The 15,288-nt window shown below is 69.5% G+C and carries 13 protein-coding genes; 6 read left to right on the top strand and 7 right to left on the bottom strand.

Annotated elements, in window-relative coordinates:
• Window positions 1-220: 220 nt before the first annotated feature.
• Window positions 221-1,357: a Rieske 2Fe-2S domain-containing protein gene (locus tag QOM21_RS35710; RefSeq protein WP_407555242.1), complete on the top strand. Its 1,137-nt coding sequence runs from the start codon at window positions 221-223 to the stop codon at window positions 1,355-1,357.
• A gap of 108 nt (window positions 1,358-1,465) precedes the next feature.
• On the opposite strand, the gene QOM21_RS35705 is transcribed toward QOM21_RS35710, so the two are convergent.
• From QOM21_RS35705 to QOM21_RS35695, 3 genes are all read right to left on the bottom strand, one after another.
• Entirely contained in the window at window positions 1,466-2,059 is a 594-nt protein-coding gene (locus QOM21_RS35705; protein WP_407555241.1) for a pyridoxamine 5'-phosphate oxidase family protein, read from the bottom strand.
• A 194-nt stretch (window positions 2,060-2,253) separates the two neighbouring features.
• On the bottom strand, window positions 2,254-2,649 hold the full coding sequence (locus QOM21_RS35700) for a molybdopterin-binding protein (protein ID WP_407555240.1): 396 nt from the start codon (window positions 2,647-2,649) through the stop codon (window positions 2,254-2,256).
• Between the two features lie 218 nt (window positions 2,650-2,867).
• On the bottom strand, window positions 2,868-5,648 hold the full coding sequence (locus QOM21_RS35695) for a SpoIIE family protein phosphatase (protein WP_407555239.1): 2,781 nt from the start codon (window positions 5,646-5,648) through the stop codon (window positions 2,868-2,870).
• Window positions 5,649-6,139: 491 nt separating this feature from the next.
• Between QOM21_RS35695 and QOM21_RS35690 the strand changes: the two genes are divergently transcribed.
• From QOM21_RS35690 to QOM21_RS35675, 4 genes are all read left to right on the top strand, one after another.
• A complete protein-coding gene (locus QOM21_RS35690; RefSeq protein ID WP_407555238.1) occupies window positions 6,140-6,340 on the top strand; it encodes a DUF3311 domain-containing protein in 201 nt (66 codons plus the stop codon).
• Complete coding sequence (locus QOM21_RS35685) at window positions 6,337-7,839, top strand: sodium:solute symporter (RefSeq protein WP_407555237.1); 1,503 nt, start codon at window positions 6,337-6,339, stop codon at window positions 7,837-7,839. Before QOM21_RS35690 ends, QOM21_RS35685 begins: the two co-directional genes overlap by 4 nt.
• A 213-nt stretch (window positions 7,840-8,052) precedes the next feature.
• Entirely contained in the window at window positions 8,053-9,312 is a 1,260-nt protein-coding gene (locus QOM21_RS35680; protein ID WP_407555236.1) for a DUF6745 domain-containing protein, read from the top strand.
• A 56-nt stretch (window positions 9,313-9,368) separates the two neighbouring features.
• Window positions 9,369-9,842: a hypothetical protein gene (locus QOM21_RS35675; RefSeq protein ID WP_407555235.1), complete on the top strand. Its 474-nt coding sequence runs from the start codon at window positions 9,369-9,371 to the stop codon at window positions 9,840-9,842.
• A gap of 79 nt (window positions 9,843-9,921) precedes the next feature.
• On the opposite strand, the gene QOM21_RS35670 is transcribed toward QOM21_RS35675, so the two are convergent.
• The 4 genes from QOM21_RS35670 to QOM21_RS35655 all read right to left on the bottom strand — a co-directional run bounded on the left by QOM21_RS35670 (window position 9,922) and on the right by QOM21_RS35655 (window position 13,939).
• Complete coding sequence (locus QOM21_RS35670; protein ID WP_407555234.1) at window positions 9,922-11,106, bottom strand: NAD(P)/FAD-dependent oxidoreductase; 1,185 nt, start codon at window positions 11,104-11,106, stop codon at window positions 9,922-9,924.
• A 117-nt stretch (window positions 11,107-11,223) separates the two neighbouring features.
• On the bottom strand, window positions 11,224-12,000 hold the full coding sequence (locus tag QOM21_RS35665) for an amino acid ABC transporter ATP-binding protein (protein WP_407556001.1): 777 nt from the start codon (window positions 11,998-12,000) through the stop codon (window positions 11,224-11,226).
• A gap of 56 nt (window positions 12,001-12,056) precedes the next feature.
• Window positions 12,057-13,010: an amino acid ABC transporter permease gene (locus QOM21_RS35660; protein ID WP_407555233.1), complete on the bottom strand. Its 954-nt coding sequence runs from the start codon at window positions 13,008-13,010 to the stop codon at window positions 12,057-12,059.
• Window positions 13,007-13,939 (bottom strand): ABC transporter substrate-binding protein, encoded by a 933-nt coding sequence (locus QOM21_RS35655; RefSeq protein WP_407555232.1) that lies wholly within the window; start codon window positions 13,937-13,939, stop codon window positions 13,007-13,009. The genes QOM21_RS35660 and QOM21_RS35655 overlap by 4 nt, the downstream gene beginning before the upstream one ends.
• Before the next feature lie 237 nt (window positions 13,940-14,176).
• Between QOM21_RS35655 and QOM21_RS35650 the strand changes: the two genes are divergently transcribed.
• Entirely contained in the window at window positions 14,177-15,112 is a 936-nt protein-coding gene (locus QOM21_RS35650) for a LysR family transcriptional regulator (protein ID WP_407555231.1), read from the top strand.
• Window positions 15,113-15,288: the final 176 nt, after the last annotated feature.

The following is a 15,288-nucleotide window of genomic DNA, read 5'->3' as shown; positions in this document are numbered from 1 at the left end:
GCCAGGCGCGATCACTCCTTCGACATGCCGCACCGCCTTGTCACTCTTCGGGCGGAGCCTGATCGGCGCGCTTCCAGGGGATCCACAGAGCGAGCGAGAGTGAGGCTGCGGGCTCGTCCTCCGGCGATGTCAGACAGAAGTGACCGCCTGCCACATCGGCGGACGTCTGGCGCACCGTGGGCTCCGTCTCACCGAACCTGCCTGCAAGGGAGCAGCACACATGACTGATGCTCAACCCGGAAGCGAGGCGGCGATCGCGGCCGGGGCGGCGAAGGGGCCGTCCCCGTTGCCGGACCACCGTTCCGGGGCGGGCGCCGACCTCCGGCGTACGGGTATCCACCCGGATTTCTGGTACCCGGTCGCTCGGTCGGGCAGCGTGCCGAAGAAGGGCACCTTCGCAGCTGTCTTCGCAGGTGAGCGGATCGCCTTGTATCGCGGTGAGGGCGGCGCGGTCTATGCGCTGGAGGACCGGTGCGCCCATCGTCAGGTGCCGCTGAGCATAGGCGTCGTGGACGGTGAGGCGCTGCGCTGCTGCTATCACGCCTGGGCCTACCGAGGGAACGGCCGCATCTCGCAGATTCCCTATCTGCCCAAGGGCGTGGACCGGCCGCCACGTGGTGTGCGCGCCTATCCGGTCCGCGAAGCGTACGGTCTTGTCTTCGTGTTCCCGGGCGATCCGCAGAAGGCGGACTCGACACCGTTGCCCGAGCTGCCGGAGTTCGATTCGGCCAGGCACAAGACCATGACGTTTTCGCGCACCGTTCGCTGCCACTACTCGTTCATGCACGAAAACCTGCTCGACATGAACCACCAGTTCCTCCACCGAGGGGTCCTCGGCAGAATCCGGCCCGAACTCCTCGGGTACGACACCGGCCCGCACTTCGTGGAGGCCCGGTACCTGTTCGTCCCGGCCGGCGGGAAGAAGGACCGCGGCGCCGGTCTGCTGTCCGCCGAAGGGGTGCGCGGCCGCTCATCGCCCGATGTCATCACGGTCCGTACGCAGTATCCCTACCAGACCCTGCAAGCGGTCCCGGAGAATGCCGAGCTGCCCGCGTTCTCCCTCTGGGTGGCCTACGTGCCCGAGGACGCCGAGCAGCGCACCAACCACGCCTACGGTCTGCTGATGATTGCGAAACCTCCGATCCCCGGGGCCCTCAATCTCGCCTGGCCTTTCATCCGGCGCTTCACCGAGCGGGTTTTCGCCGAGGACCGGATGGCCGTCGAGGCCGAGCAGCGAGCCTGGGACGAGCAGGGAGAGGACCGCAACCAAGAGGTGTTCCCGCTGATCCTCCACGTCCGCGACGTACTCCGCACCAACGGCGTCCCCCTCCGCCCCGGCATGGTCTGCGAGGGCTGACCTGGGCCAAGGGACGGTTTGGCGCATCCCGTCCGTACGGTGTTCACCCCGCCGGCGGGAATGGGCGAAGTCGAGGGACCGCCCTGGTTCAGGCCCCGGAGGCCGGGGCTATTCGGTGGACGGGAGCGGTGGCAGTGGTAGCGGCAGCCCCGGCAGGCCGTCGATGCTCGTCGCGATGTGCTCCTTCTTCTGGAAGTACCCGTCGAGCGTTTCATCGGTCTCGCGCGCGAAGCGCGACGCGTGCAGCGGGCGGTCCTCGTCATAGGTCATCCACGGGACGGCGTATCCGCAGGTGTCGCGGATGCTCTCTGCGGTCACGACGATGATCGCGCGCAGACCGTGCAGGGTCGGATCGATGTCCGGGAAGTACCCCATCAGCTTCGACCATCGCGCGTCGTCCCGGAAGACCGGCTCTCCCCGGCCGTGCACGCGCACGATGTTGGGCGGCCCGTCGAAGGCACACCACATCAGGGTGATGCGGCCGTTCTCGCGCAGATGGGCGATCGTCTCCGCGTTGCTGCCGGCGAAGTCGAGGTAGGCCACGGTGAGTTCATCGAGCACGGCGAAGGAGCCGTTCAAGCCCTTTGGCGAGAGGTTGACCGTGCCCCCGCCGTCCAGTGGCGCCGTCGCGGTGAAAAAGATGTGCTGCGCCTCGATGAAGGTACGCAGCCTGCCGGATATCCGGTCGTAGCTCTTTCCCATGGAGCAATTATGACGGGCCACGGCTTCCTCTCGCGCGGCACGACAGTAATCAAAGTGGCGGTCGGGCGCCGCGGCCCGGACCGAGGCGTTGAGCCATTTCCCTACGTTTCTGCGTCGGCCCGGCAGGGGTCGGCGACTGCCACAAGGCCAACCCTGGGTGCCGGGCTTCTCTGCCGCCGATGCGTCCCCGCTGGTCAGGAAAGGTCGATGTGGACGTTCGTCGACTTCGCCCTTGCCGTGACGGTGACGCCGACGACGATCCCGAGTTCGTCGACGGACTCCCGGGTCACCAGGGAGACCAGCCGGTGCGGACCGGACTGGATCTCGACGTGCGCGGCCACCTCGTCGGAGCGCACCGCGGTGACGATCCCGACGAAGGAGTTGCGTACGGAGGTGGGCACGGCGTCCGGCACCGGATGCGTGCCGGTGGCCCGCTCCTTCGCGAACGCCGCCAGGCTCACCCCGTCGATCACCCGGTTCCCCGAGCCGTCCCGGTCCATGCCGAGCCGCCCGCTGTCCGCCCACCGGCGAACGGTCTCCGAACTCACGCCCAGCAGCCTCGCTGCCTGACCAATGCTGTATGACGGCACACCCGAACTCTAGGCCAGGGCACCGCACCTGGCCTGGAGGGCCCTCCGTAGAGGAGGCCGCCCGCACGGAATCCCACTCCGGGCATGCCCAGGGGGTGGTGGGTCATTTGCGGCATCAGCTGGCGGGCGTCACTCCGACGGGTGGTCAGTGTCAGTCGCCAAGAGCCGTGACGTCATCCCCTGTCGCTCACCCGGCGATGAGCGGTCGGGTCCGGTCGTCACCAGCCCGAGTCGTCCCACTGATCCAGCAAGGTCTCGTCCGTGACGCCGTTCATGGGCAGGGCGTCGGCGACGAGGGACTGTTCGGTCCAGACGATCTTTCCTCGGTCCAGGTATCGCGTACCCCAGCGTTGAGCGAACCGGGAGACGAGGTAGAGCCCGCGGCCGCCCTCGTCCGTCGTCGCGGCGCGGCGCAGGTGCGGGGCGGTGGTACTGCCGTCGGCCACCTCGCAGATGAGGGTGCGGGTACGCATCAGCCGGACCTTGATGGGGCCCGTGCTGTAGCGGATCGCATTGGTGACCAGCTCACTGAGGATCAGTTCGGTCGCGGAGCCCACCTCTTCCAGGCCCCACGCGGCCAGCCGGTCGGCCGCCTCGGTTCGGATCCGGGCGACGGCGGACGGATCGCGTTCGACCTCCCACTCGGCGATGTCCTCCGCGTCCAGCCGTTGGGTGCGGGCGACGAGCAGGGCGATGTCATCGGTCGGGTGGGGCGGCAGCACCGCGTCCAGGACGCCCTGGCAGGTGTCCTCAGGTGTGCGGTCCGGCAGCCCGGTCAGCGCCTGGCGCAGTTGCTGCAGCCCGGTGTCGATGTCGCGGTTCCGGTCGGCGACCAGGCCGTTGGTGAACAGGACGAGCCGGCTCCCTTCGGGCAGGTCCAGTTCGGCCTTCTCGAACGGTTCGCCGCCGAGCCCGAGCGGCGGTGAGACAGGGATCTCGGGGAAGGAGACCGTGCCGTCGGGCCGGACGATCGCGGGCCCGGGGTGGCCGTTGGTCGCGATGGTGCAGTGCCCCGAGGCCGGATCGTAGATGACATACAGACAGGTCGCTCCGGAGATCTGGGCGGCCTCCGGTCCGACGTTGTCGTCGATCTTGGTGACCAGTTCGTCGAGGCAGCCGAGGAGTTCATCAGGGGGCAGGTCCAGGGCGGAGAAGCTCTGGACGGCGGTTTGCAGCCGGCCCATCGTGGCGGCCGCGTGCAGGCTGTGCCCGACGACATCTCCGACGACCAGCGCGACCCGCGCGCCGGGAAGGGGGATGACGTCGAACCAGTCGCCGCCCACCCCGGCCCCTTCGGTGTGGGCCGGCAGGTAGCGGTACGCCGCCTCCACCGCTTCCTGGTGCGGCAGCGCCCCGGGCAGCAGACTGCGTTGCAGCGTCACGGCGGTGGTGTGCTCTCGGGTGAACCGACGGGCGTTGTCGATGCTGACGCCCGCCCGGCCCACGAGCTCCTCGGCCAGGGAGAGGTCGTCCTCGTCGAACGGATCGGAATCCTGGTAGCGCCAGAAGTTGGCCACTCCCAGCACCACACCCCGAGCCCGGACGGGCACGGCGATCAGAGATCTCAGGCCCAGCTCCCGGACCCGGGCGGCGCGCCCGGAGCCCTCCAGCCACCCCTCCAGCTCCGCCAGATGGGGGTCGAACACCGCCTGATGGGTCTGCATCGCCTGGGCCTGCGGGGCGGGCAAGGAGTAGGTGACCCGCTCGTCCACCGGGAAGGTGTCCTCGCCCTCCGGTGCGGTGCCCTCGGGCTTCGCGTGTCCGCGTGGCCTGCCCACGCTGACCGCCGTGCGCCGCAGCGGGTCGCCCGGGACCGTCGGCTCGTCGCCCCGCATGACCCGATCCGCGAGTTCGACGCTGACGACATCGGCGAAGCGGGGTACGGCCACCTCGGCCATCTCCTGGGCTGTCCTGCGCACGTCCAAAGTGGTCCCGACCCGGGCCCCGGCGTCGTGGAGCAGCCGCAGTCGCTCCCGGGCGGCTTCGGCGTGGCCCGAGAGCGCGCGCAGCTCCGTGGTGTCGCGCAGGGTGGCCACACTGCCCGCCGGGCCGCCGGACGCGTCGGTGGGCCGGATGTTGATCGCCAGCAGTCTGTCGCCGGCCAGGCCGACGGCGTCGGAGACCGCGCCGTTGCGGGTCAGCAGGTCGACGGTCTGCTGGTCCATTCCCAGGTCCGTCACCAGCTCCCCCTCCCGGCCGGGGCCCAGGTCCAGCAGGCGTCGCGCCTCGTCGTTCGCCAGCAACAGCCGATGGTCGGCGTCCATGATCAGGACACCCTCGCGGACCGCGTGCAGCACCGCGTCGTGGTGCTCGTACATCCGCGTCAGCTCGATCGGCCCCATGCCGCGGGTCTGTCGACGCAGCCGTCGGGCGACCAGAACGGTGGTGGCTGCCGAAAGGAGCAGCGCGCCGGCGGCGCCGCCCAGCAGCATCGGCAGCTGGGCGGCCTCCATGCTCTGCAGCCGCTTGACGGTGATCCCCACCGAGACCAGCCCGGCCACCGAACCGTCGTCGCGGGTGACCGGTGCGATCGAGATGACGGTGACGCCGGTACTGGCCTCGAAGGTGCGGGTGAACGTCCCGTCCGTGAGGGCGGGTTTGTACGGGCCGGACACGTGCTTGCCGATCAGGTTCGGATCGGGGTGCGTGTAGCGGATTCCCTGCGGGCTGAACACGACGACCGCGTCGACACCGGTCTTGCGGCGGGCCTCCTCGGCCCGGGTCTGCAGGGCGGCGGTGGGATCACGCCCGTCCAGGGCCTGCACCAGTCCCGGTGCCTGGGCGAACGCTTCGGCGACCGCCCGTGAACGGTTCTCCGCCTCGCGCATGATGTCCGTTCGCGACTGGAGCACCAGCGCCCAGAACGCGACGCCGACAAGGACGACGACGAGCCCCAGCTGCACCCACAGCAGCTGGACGGCCAGGCTGCGCCGGTCCAGCCGGAGACGGTGGGCCCGCCGCGGGGCAGTGTGGGCTGCCTGGTGCCCGTTCCTGTGCATTCGGCCTCCGTCGCCTGTCGGACTCCGCCGCCTCCCGGAATCGGCCGTACGCCGGACGTGCCGACGATGTCCGGCCCGGCCCTGGGGCCGGCTGCAACCGGATCATGCCGGAATGTATCCGTAGATCACTTCTGTCCCGGGCATTGGCCGCTCAGGACACCATTACCCCTACATGTCCCGCTGTCGAGAATTTCAACGAAATGTCAATATTCGCGGATTTCCTCCGGATTCATTGACAATCCCATGAGCGGAACGTTGAATCCATGGAAGTGGAAACGTAATTCCACATTGCAGAAGTGACGCTACCACTCCTCGCGCCTCAGCTTCTGGATCCCGAGGGTCACGTGCGCCCATTCCCGCGCATGCGCCGCCGGCAGCTCCCCGCTCCATCCGCGGGCGCCGGCACACGGCCCACCTCGACCGCCACTGCTTCGCGGTCCTGCCACACGTTCCTGCGGCCTGCCGCGGCCGCTTGAGGAGGCTCGTCCCCCATGAAACGCCTGTATCTGCTCGGCACGATCCCGTTCGTGGGGATCCTGGGCGGCATCTTCTTCGCCAACCGGGTGACGCCGTACATCCTGGGGATGCCGTTCATCCTCTTCTGGCTGGTCCTGTGGGTCGTCCTGATCTCGGCGACCATGGCCGTCATCTACCGGCTCGACCCCGCCAACCGCGAGGAGCCCACGACATGACCGCCCTCGCCGTCATTTTCGTCTTCCTCGCCGCATCCATCGCCCTGGGATTGCGCGCCCGGCGCGGCAAGGACATGGACCTGGAGCAGTGGTCGGTAGGTGGCCGCGGCTTCGGCACGATCTTCGTCTTCCTGCTGCTGGCCGGCGAGATCTACACGACGTTCACGTTCCTCGGCGCCTCGGGCTGGGCCTACGGAAAGGGCGCGCCCGCCTACTACATCCTCTGCTACGCCTCGCTGGCCTACGTGCTGTCGTACTGGCTGCTGCCACCGATCTGGCGCTACGCCAAGGAACACCGGCTGATCTCGCAGTCCGACTTCTTCGTGGCCAAGTTCAAGAGCCCGCTGCTGGGCAGCATCGTCGCGCTCGTCGGCGTCAGCGCCATGATCCCCTACCTCGTTCTGCAGCTCAAAGGGCTGGGCATCATCGTCTCCGTGGCCTCCTACGGCCACATCTCCTCACACTGGGCCATCGTCCTCGGCACCATCGCGCTGACCGCGTACGTGACGATCTCCGGCATCCACGGGTCGGCATGGACCGCGCTGCTCAAGGACATCGTGATCCTCGCGGTCGTGCTGTTCCTGGGCCTCTACCTGCCCCTGCACTACTTCGACGGCCTCGGGAACATGTTCCACGCCGTCGACCACGCGAAGCCGGACTTCCTCACGCTGCCCTCCAGCGGGATGAGCGCCTCATGGTTCGCGTCCACGGTGCTGCTGTCGGCCATCGGCTTCTACATGTGGCCGCACACCTTCAGCGCCAGCTACACCGCACAGAACGAGAAGGTCTTCCGCCGCAACGCGATCTTCATGCCGCTCTACCAACTGGTGCTGCTGTTCGTCTTCTTCGCGGGCTTCGCCGCGATCCTCGTCGTGCCCGGCCTGAAGGGCGCCGACGCCGACCTCTCCCTGCTGCGCATCACCACCGCGACCTTCCCGCCCTGGCTCGTGGGCATCGTCGGCGGAGCCGGCCTCCTGACCGCTCTCGTACCCGGCTCCCTCCTGCTGATGACCTCGGCGACCTGCCTGGCCAAGAACGTCTACCGCGTCGCTCGGCCGGCCACCAGCGACGCGCAGGTCGCAGGACTGGCGAAGGTGCTCGTCCCGGTACTCGCCCTGGTCTCCCTGTACTTCACCTTCAACGGCGGCAGCTCCCTCGTCTCCCTGCTCCTCATGGGATACGCCTTGGTGACCCAGCTCTTCCCGGCAGTGCTCGGCAGCCTCCTGCGCCGTCCCGAAGTCACCAAGCAGGGCGCCGCGGCCGGCATCCTCACCGGCGTGGCGACGGTCGCCGCCGTCACCCTCACCGGCGTCACCATCGGCACCCTGCTCCCCTTCCTGCCCCAGGCGGTCAAGGACCTCAACGTCGGCATCATCGCGCTCGTCCTGAACGTCGCGGTCACGCTGGCGGTCTCTGCCGCAACGCGTAAGAAGACACTCCCCGCCCCGTCCGTCGCGACGGCATCGGCGATCAACTCCACCGACAAGGTGGGCAATTGAGTGTCCGGACAAACCTGAACTGCAACTGAGGCACCACACCACCGTGTCCTCTGAGGGCAGCTGCGTCGACGCCGTCGTCGGCGCAGCTGCTCGCTGCATCCGAACGGCACGCAATCCCCTGCCGATAATCCCTTGCCGAAAGGCACCGGTACCTGCCACGATCCCGTCCATGACCCATGGAAAGGCGGACTCCGCCACCCTCCGGTGAGCCCGGTGCTCTCTTCGCGCGGGAAATTCGCCCGCAGCCCGCTCCCCGATACGCGCCAACTCCCCAGCCGCGAACGCCTGAGCCTGGCGTGCGCCCTTCGGGACGACTGGCTCGCCCACGCCCTCTCCACACAACCGGCCGACCGTGCCCGAGCCGAGGCCGCCGTCACCGAGCTGTACCGCCGGATCGGCGCACCACGGCCGCAGTTCGTCTGGGTCCCGTCCCCGACGGCCGCCCGGTCAGCACTGCGCGACGACCCGCAGGTCTTCCGGCCCGCACTGCTTCGGTCGGAATCCTCCCCGGCACACGGCGCCGACTGGCCGCTCGCCGCCCGGCTCGCTTCACTCCAGTCGGACCTGCGGACCCGTATGGACGCACGGACCCGCCGCGCCGCACCACCCTGGCAGTGGTACCCGAGCGGCCTGCCGCCGGCCAGGACCCTGAGCCCTGAGGAAGCCATCGACGCCGGGGTACCACTGGGCGATGTGCTCGCAGCCACCGTGCGCGACGCGCTGGCCGCCTCGGTGAGCGACGCGGTGCGGGCACCGATGCGTACGGGACTGCTGCCCACGTCCGACGACCCGACCGCGCTGACCTGGTACGGCCAGCACGACGCGCACTGGATCGCCCACCACGACATCCAGGCACGCATCGGCCTGGCCCGCTACCGCGACAGTGACACCCGCCAACTCGCCCTCTGGGCAACCCTGGCGCGCTCGACCGGCTGGTGGTGGCCCGGCCGCGGCCGTTGCGTCATGGCCGAACGGCCGGCCGAGGTGCACACGGAACCGGCACCCGGCGGACGGCACGGCGAGGTACGGCTGCACCATCCGGACAGCCCCGCGGTGCGGTTCGCGGACGGCGCCGAGCTGTACGCCCTGAACGGCACGCGGGTACCGGCCTGGGTGATCACGGACCCCACCGTCGAACGGATCCACCGCGAGGCCAACGTCGAAGTACGCCGCTGCGCCATCGAACGCATCGGCTGGGACGCCTACATCGAACAGGCCGGGCTGCAACTCGTCGGCAGCGCCGCCGACCCCGGAAACCCCGGCTCCGACCTGCACCTCTACCACGTACCGCGGCAGGTCTGGGGCCGCCCCGCGCGCGTACTGCTCGTCGTCAACGGCTCCGTCGAACCGGACGGACGACGACGCCGCTACGGCCTGGGGGTCCCCGCCGACATCGGCGACCCCGTCGCGGCCGCCGGCTGGTCCTACGGCCTGACCGGCGACCAGTACTCCCGGCTCCTGCGGCGCACCTGACGCCGCACAGCCTTTCCCCTTCCACCACCCCCTCAACATCCAAAGGTGATGCACCCATGCCACAGCACACTCAGCTGACCCTCGCCGAACTCACCACGCGCACCGGCCTCGACGTCCTCGGCCATCTGGAGCGCGAGGTGACCATCCCGGTCATCGACGGTCTCCAGGCCCAGGGCGACCTCATCGTCGTCCCGCACGCATTCCTCGCCGACAGCATCAGCGTGCCGCCGTTCGCCGAACGGCGGGAGGTGCCCCCTGCCGGGATCGAACTGCTGCGCAGCGCCGCGGGCGGCAATCCGCACACCCTGGTGGCCGACGCCGGCACCTGCTGGTGGACGGCCGGGGTCCGCGACCGCGGCGGACTGGCGCTCGGACTCATCGAGACCACGGCGGTCGCCTACCTGATCCACCCCGAACACGGCGGCACCGGTATGGCGCCCGGCAGTTACGTCGTACGGCGGCAGCGCGAGAACGACGAGCGGGCCAGCCGGTCCGGCACCGGTTACGGCTATCGCCTGGTCGCCGACTGAGCGTCCGCCGGCACGGCGACGTCGTCACCGGCCGGCGGGCCGCCCGGGCAGGCGTCCCGCCGGGTCATCCGGTGGCCGGTCAGTGAGCGGCCGGTGCGGACCGGTTGCTCATCGTCCGCAGGCTCTCGTCCTGGACATCGGCGGCCGTCGAGCGGTCGGGCCGGTACGCCGCCAGGACGCCGGCGCCCGCCGTATCCGGGCCGCCGGCCATGATCTCCTCGGCAGCGAGTCGGCCCAACAGCGGTGCGAGATTCACCGCGCTGTGCGAGACGAGGTGATAGAGGCCGGGCGCGCCGGGCAGGGCCCCGGCCAGCGGCAGTCCGTCGAACGGTACGGGCCGTACGCCGACACGCACGCCGGCGAGCCGGGGCGCGGAGCGCAGCGCGGCGAGTACGGCCTGGCCTCGGCGGTGCAGATCCAGTTCCAGGTCGGGGCGGGCTGTGGCTGCTTCGGATGCGTCGGGCAGCCGCGCGTCGATCTCCCAGGAGATGGACAGCACCCGGTCGTCCGGCGCGGGGCGCAGATCCACTCCGGGGGCGGCGAGGATGGCTCCGAGCGCGGCTTCGGGTACCGGAGTGCTCTCGCCGACGAGCCCGGGGAAGAGCGTCATCGGCAAGGACACACCGGCGAGTTCGGCGATGCTGCCGGCGTGCGGGCCGGTGCAGTTGACGACCTGGTCAGCGGTCCAGCTGCGGGCGCCCGCCACGACACCGGTGACGCGGTCACCAATGCGCAGCAGGCCGGTGGCGTGCACCCCGTAGTGGATGACGGCTCCCTGCAGGGCGGCACGGTCCAGGAGGTGACGCACCAGCCGCGGGGCGTCGTACCAGGAAGCGTGGTCGTGGACGACGAGTTCGTCCCCGGTACAGGCGGCGGGGTCGGCGCCGGGAGCCAGCTCGCGCAGCTCCTTCGGGTCGACGAAACGGCAAGGGTGTCCCCAGGACTGCAGCCGCTCGGCACGCTCGCGGAGGGTGTGCTGTTCGTCCGGGGTGTTGCCCCATTGGACGAGAGGCATGGGGTGGCGCCAGGCAGGGCCGTCGAGTTCCTCGCCAAGGGCTATGTGTTCCGCGGAGCTGAGGCGATTGAGTTCGTAGTAGGAGTGCGGTGTCTTCAGATGAGTGACGTCCACGGAGAACGTCGCACCGGAGGTGCCGGCGGCGGGCCCGCCGGACTCGATGACGGTGACATCGGCGCCGGCGGCGGCGAGCCGATGGGCGACGGAGGCGCCGAGTACTCCGGCGCCGAGAACGATTGCACGAGTCATAGGGATTCCCGGATGGCGCGGTCGTGGATGATGCGGTCGAGGTGCGGGGGCCGGGCGGGTGGCCGGCTGCTGAGGCCGGTCCCGCCCGTCCCGGGGCTCGGTGGACTGCGGGAGGCGTCAAAGGACCTTGCTGAGGAATTCCCGGGTGCGGTCCTGGCGCGGGGTGTCCAGGACCGCTGCGGGAGTGCCCGATTCGACCACCACTCCCCCGTCCATGAACACGAGCGAGTCGCCCACCTCCTTGGCGAAGGCCATCTCGTGCGTGACAACGATCATGGTCATCCCGTCATCGGCCAGGCCCCGCATGACATCCAGTACCTCCCCCACGAGTTCGGGGTCGAGGGCCGAGGTCGGCTCGTCGAAGAGCATCAGGGCGGGTCGCATCGCCAGGGCGCGGGCGATGGCGACGCGCTGTTGCTGGCCACCGGAGAGCTGTGCGGGATAGCTGTGCCGCTTGCCCGCGAGCCCCACCCGGTCGAGCAGCGTCTCCGCCCGTTCCCTGACCTCGGCCCCGGGCTCCCGCTTCACACGAAGGGGCGCCTCCATGACGTTCTCCAGCGCAGTCATGTGCGGGAAGAGGTTGAAGCGCTGGAAGACCATCCCGATATCGCGGCGTTGCCGGGCGACGGCGGCCTCCTTCAGCTCGTACAGCTTTCCGTCGCGCTCCTCGTAGCCGACGAGTTGGCCGCGTACCCAGAGGCGGCCGGCGTCGATGGACTCCAGGTGGTTGATGCAGCGCAGGAACGTGGACTTCCCGGAGCCGGACGGCCCGACGAGGCACATCACCTCACCGGGCGCGACCGCCAGGTCGATGCCCCTGAGCACCTGGACCTCGCCAAAGCTCTTGTGCACGCCCTCGGCTCTGACCACGGATTCGATGCCGGTGGTCGTCATGTCTGCGGCCTTCTCTCCGGTTACCTCGGGGGTCGTGCCCGCGGTCGTCTCTGCGGTCATGTCTGGGGCTCCTGCTTCGTGGCGAGGGCGGCGCGCAGCCGCTGCAGGGCGGTGGGCGGCAGTTCCCGGAGGGAGCCGCGGGTGAAGCGGCGTTCGAGGTAGTACTGGCCGACGTTCAGGACGGAGGTCGCCACGAGATACCAGATGCAGGCGACGGTCAGCAGCGGGACCTGCTGGAACGTCCGCGAGTAGATGCCCTGGACCGAGGTGAGCAGCTCCGGAACGGCGATGGCGAACACCAGCGATGTGGTCTTGAGCATGGAGATCGCCTGGTTGCCGGTGGGCGGGATGATCACGCGCAGAGCCTGCGGGAGGACGATGCGCCGCAGGGTCTGACGACGGGTCATTCCCAAGGCGTGTGCTGCCTCCGTCTGTCCGCCGTCGACGGAGGTGATGCCGGCGCGCACGATCTCCCCCATGTACGCGGCCTCGTGCAGACCGAGGCCGAGGAAGGCTGCGGTGAGCTGTGTGATCAGCAGGTTCGTGTCGAAATCCACGAAGGTCGGACCCCACGGGATGCCCAAGCCGATCCTGGGGACGATGGCGGAGAGGAAGTACCAGAAGAGCAGTTGGACGAGGAGCGGCGTGCCGCGGAACACCCATATGTAGAGGCCGCTGATCCTCGCCAGGAGGGGGTTGTCCGACATCCGCAGGACAGCCAGCACGATGCCGCCGACGACACCGATGAGCATCGCGACGACCGTGAGCAGCAGGGTGGTCCCCAGCCCCTCGATGACAACGGGCGCGAAGAGGAACTCCCCGACGGTGTGCCACTGCATCCGTGGGTTGGTGGCCCAGCCCTCCACCAGGAAGAACAGCAGGAAGAGCAACGCCGCGCACAGAAGCAGCCGCCCGGGTCGGCGCAGTGGTACGGCCTCGATCGCAGTGTGGCCGGCGGGAGCCTCCTTGCCGGTCACCGGAGGGATGGCGGACTTGGTCTGCGCGGTCATGCCGTGCCTCCGTTCACCGTGGCGCGCCGAAGGGCGCCGGATTCGACCTTCCAGTACTTCAGGATCTGGCGGTAGGCGCCGTTGTCGATGAGCTTCTGCAGGGCCTTTTGGACGGCTTCCGCAAGGGCCTTGTCATCCTTGTTCACCAGGATTCCGTAGGGCAGGAAGCGGTAGGGCTCGCCGACCTCGAAGAGCCGTCCGCCGGACTGCTCGGCCTGGTAGGTGACGGTGGGCGAGCCGCCGACGAAGGCGTCGGTACGTCCTGTGGACAGGGCCTGGAAGCAGCCCACCGAGTCGGGGAAGACCAGCACCTCGACCGCGGGTTTCCCCGCACGGGTGCACTTCTTGCTCTGCTCGACGACGTCGTCGACCTGGGAGGTGCCCTGCTCCACGGCGGAGGCGCGGCCGCAGAGGTCGGCGAGGGAGCTGATCGACTTCCTGTCGTCCTGGCCGACGAGGATGGAGCTGCTGGTACGGAAGTAGTCGACGAAGGTGACGTGCTCCTGGCGCTCCGGTTTGTCCAGCATCGCCTGGATCGCCAGGTCGTAGCGGTGGGACCGGACCCCTCCGATGATGCTGTCGAAACTGGACTTGGAGAACTCGACGTCGACTCCGAGCACTTGCCCGATCGCCTTCATCAGCTCGGGCTCCATACCCACCAGCGTCTTGTTGTCCAGACCGAGTTGGACAAGCGGCGGGTAGTCGTCCCCCTCGGCCACCTTCAGGCTCCCGGCCTTGCGGATCTTCTCCGGTAGCAGCGCGTGGAGGGCGGGATCCTTGTGCTGTGCCCGTACCGGCGACCGTTCCACGGCCCCCGCGGCACCGCAGCCGCCCACCAGCGGCAGCAGTGCGGCCAGGACGAGTGCGGCGGCGGTGCCACGGCGCCTCCTGCGTACGCGGACGCACCGTTCCGCGGGCCGTATGTCCATGGAGTCGTCCTCGCGCTTCGATCGGCTGGGCTTCTGACCGCACAATCTGCGCCACCCGGCGCGGCGGGACAAGATGAAAAAGAGTGACTGTTTGCGCACGTGCCGTACAGGTGAGCTGATGCTCGATGCCGCCCCCTCTGCGGGCCGCTGCCTGCGTCCGGGCCACTCGGATCTCTGGCCGACCGGCGCTCGAGGCTGTTAAGTTCCGCTGATGCTGATACCGATGGAGTTCTGCTGATGCTGACCCCGATCCAGCTTCAGGCGATCCGCGATGTGGTGGCGACCGGTTCGCTTCGCGCCACCGCCAAGCGGCTCGGCTATACGCCGTCCGCGGTGTCGCAGCAGATCACCTCGGTGGAACGCACCCTGGGCGTAGCGCTCTTCGAGCGATCCCCGCGCAGTGTGCGGCCCACGGCGGCAGGCGCCCAGCTGGCCCGCAGGGCGGCGCGGCTGCTCGCCGAGCTGGAGGCGGCGGAGGACGAGACACGCTCCTTCGCGACCGCCGAGCGCGGCCGGCTGCATTTGGGCAGCTTCTGGTCGGCGGGCTTCCGGTTGGTGCCGGAAGTGCTGGCCGCCTTCCTGCGGGACCGCCCCCAGGTCGACGTCCGCTACGAGGAGGGCGATCCGCAGACCGTCACACCCGCCGTGGGGGACGGCCGGCTGGATCTCGCGGTGGTCTTCGAGTACGGCACGGTCCCCCACAAGTGGCCGGCCGACCTGGCGATGACGCTGATCCTGGAGGAGCCCCTGTACGTCCTGGTCCCGATGGCCCACCGGCTCGCCGGGCGCCGGCGCATCCGGATCGGGGACCTGAGCGACGAGCGGTGGATCTGCTACCGGGAGGGGACGGACGCGGCGCGTTCGCTCTTCCACATCTGCGCGGAGGGCGGCTTCCGCCCCGAGGTCCTCTTCCGCACCAACGACTACAACCTGCCGTACGAACTCGTACGCAAGGGACTGGGCGTCGCGATGGTCCCCGAACTGGCGATGATCGAGTCACCCGAGGTACAGGCGATCCGGCTCGCCGACCCCTCGCACGTACGCCGGGTCTTCGCCCTGCACCGTGCGGCCGACCCGAATCCGCTGCTGGAGCAGGCGATCGGCATGCTGCGCACGGCGGCCGCCCCCATCGCCGACGGCCTCGCCCGAACGGATCTGCCCACGGCGGTCTGACGCACCGGTCCGCTTCCAGGGCGCCCGCGGACAGCCACATCCCGGACGGCCACTCGTCCTCCCCGTGCTCCCGACACCTACACACGTGGCCACGATCCGACGGCCGTGGCAGTCACTCCGGTGCCCTCGACCAGCAGCTCGTCACCACCCAGCTCGGGATGTGGCGCGCCTCGACT

The organism is Streptomyces sp. Pv4-95 (genome assembly GCF_045782725.1).
In the GTDB taxonomy this organism is placed as follows: domain Bacteria; phylum Actinomycetota; class Actinomycetes; order Streptomycetales; family Streptomycetaceae; genus Streptomyces.
This window is presented reverse-complemented; position numbering and strand designations above follow the sequence as displayed.

Excerpts from the sequence above, each read along its gene's own strand:
- QOM21_RS35710 (WP_407555242.1), top strand. The coding sequence starts at position 221 with ATGACTGATGCTCAACCCGGAAGCGAGGCGGCGATCGCGGCCGGGGCG.
- QOM21_RS35705 (WP_407555241.1), bottom strand. The coding sequence starts at position 2,059 with ATGGGAAAGAGCTACGACCGGATATCCGGCAGGCTGCGTACCTTCATC.
- QOM21_RS35695 (WP_407555239.1), bottom strand. The coding sequence starts at position 5,648 with ATGCACAGGAACGGGCACCAGGCAGCCCACACTGCCCCGCGGCGGGCC.
- QOM21_RS35690 (WP_407555238.1), top strand. The coding sequence starts at position 6,140 with ATGAAACGCCTGTATCTGCTCGGCACGATCCCGTTCGTGGGGATCCTG.
- QOM21_RS35685 (WP_407555237.1), top strand. The coding sequence starts at position 6,337 with ATGACCGCCCTCGCCGTCATTTTCGTCTTCCTCGCCGCATCCATCGCC.
- QOM21_RS35675 (WP_407555235.1), top strand. The coding sequence starts at position 9,369 with ATGCCACAGCACACTCAGCTGACCCTCGCCGAACTCACCACGCGCACC.
- QOM21_RS35670 (WP_407555234.1), bottom strand. The coding sequence starts at position 11,106 with ATGACTCGTGCAATCGTTCTCGGCGCCGGAGTACTCGGCGCCTCCGTC.
- QOM21_RS35665 (WP_407556001.1), bottom strand. The coding sequence starts at position 12,000 with ATGACGACCACCGGCATCGAATCCGTGGTCAGAGCCGAGGGCGTGCAC.
- QOM21_RS35660 (WP_407555233.1), bottom strand. The coding sequence starts at position 13,010 with ATGACCGCGCAGACCAAGTCCGCCATCCCTCCGGTGACCGGCAAGGAG.
- QOM21_RS35655 (WP_407555232.1), bottom strand. The coding sequence starts at position 13,939 with ATGGACATACGGCCCGCGGAACGGTGCGTCCGCGTACGCAGGAGGCGC.
- QOM21_RS35650 (WP_407555231.1), top strand. The coding sequence starts at position 14,177 with ATGCTGACCCCGATCCAGCTTCAGGCGATCCGCGATGTGGTGGCGACC.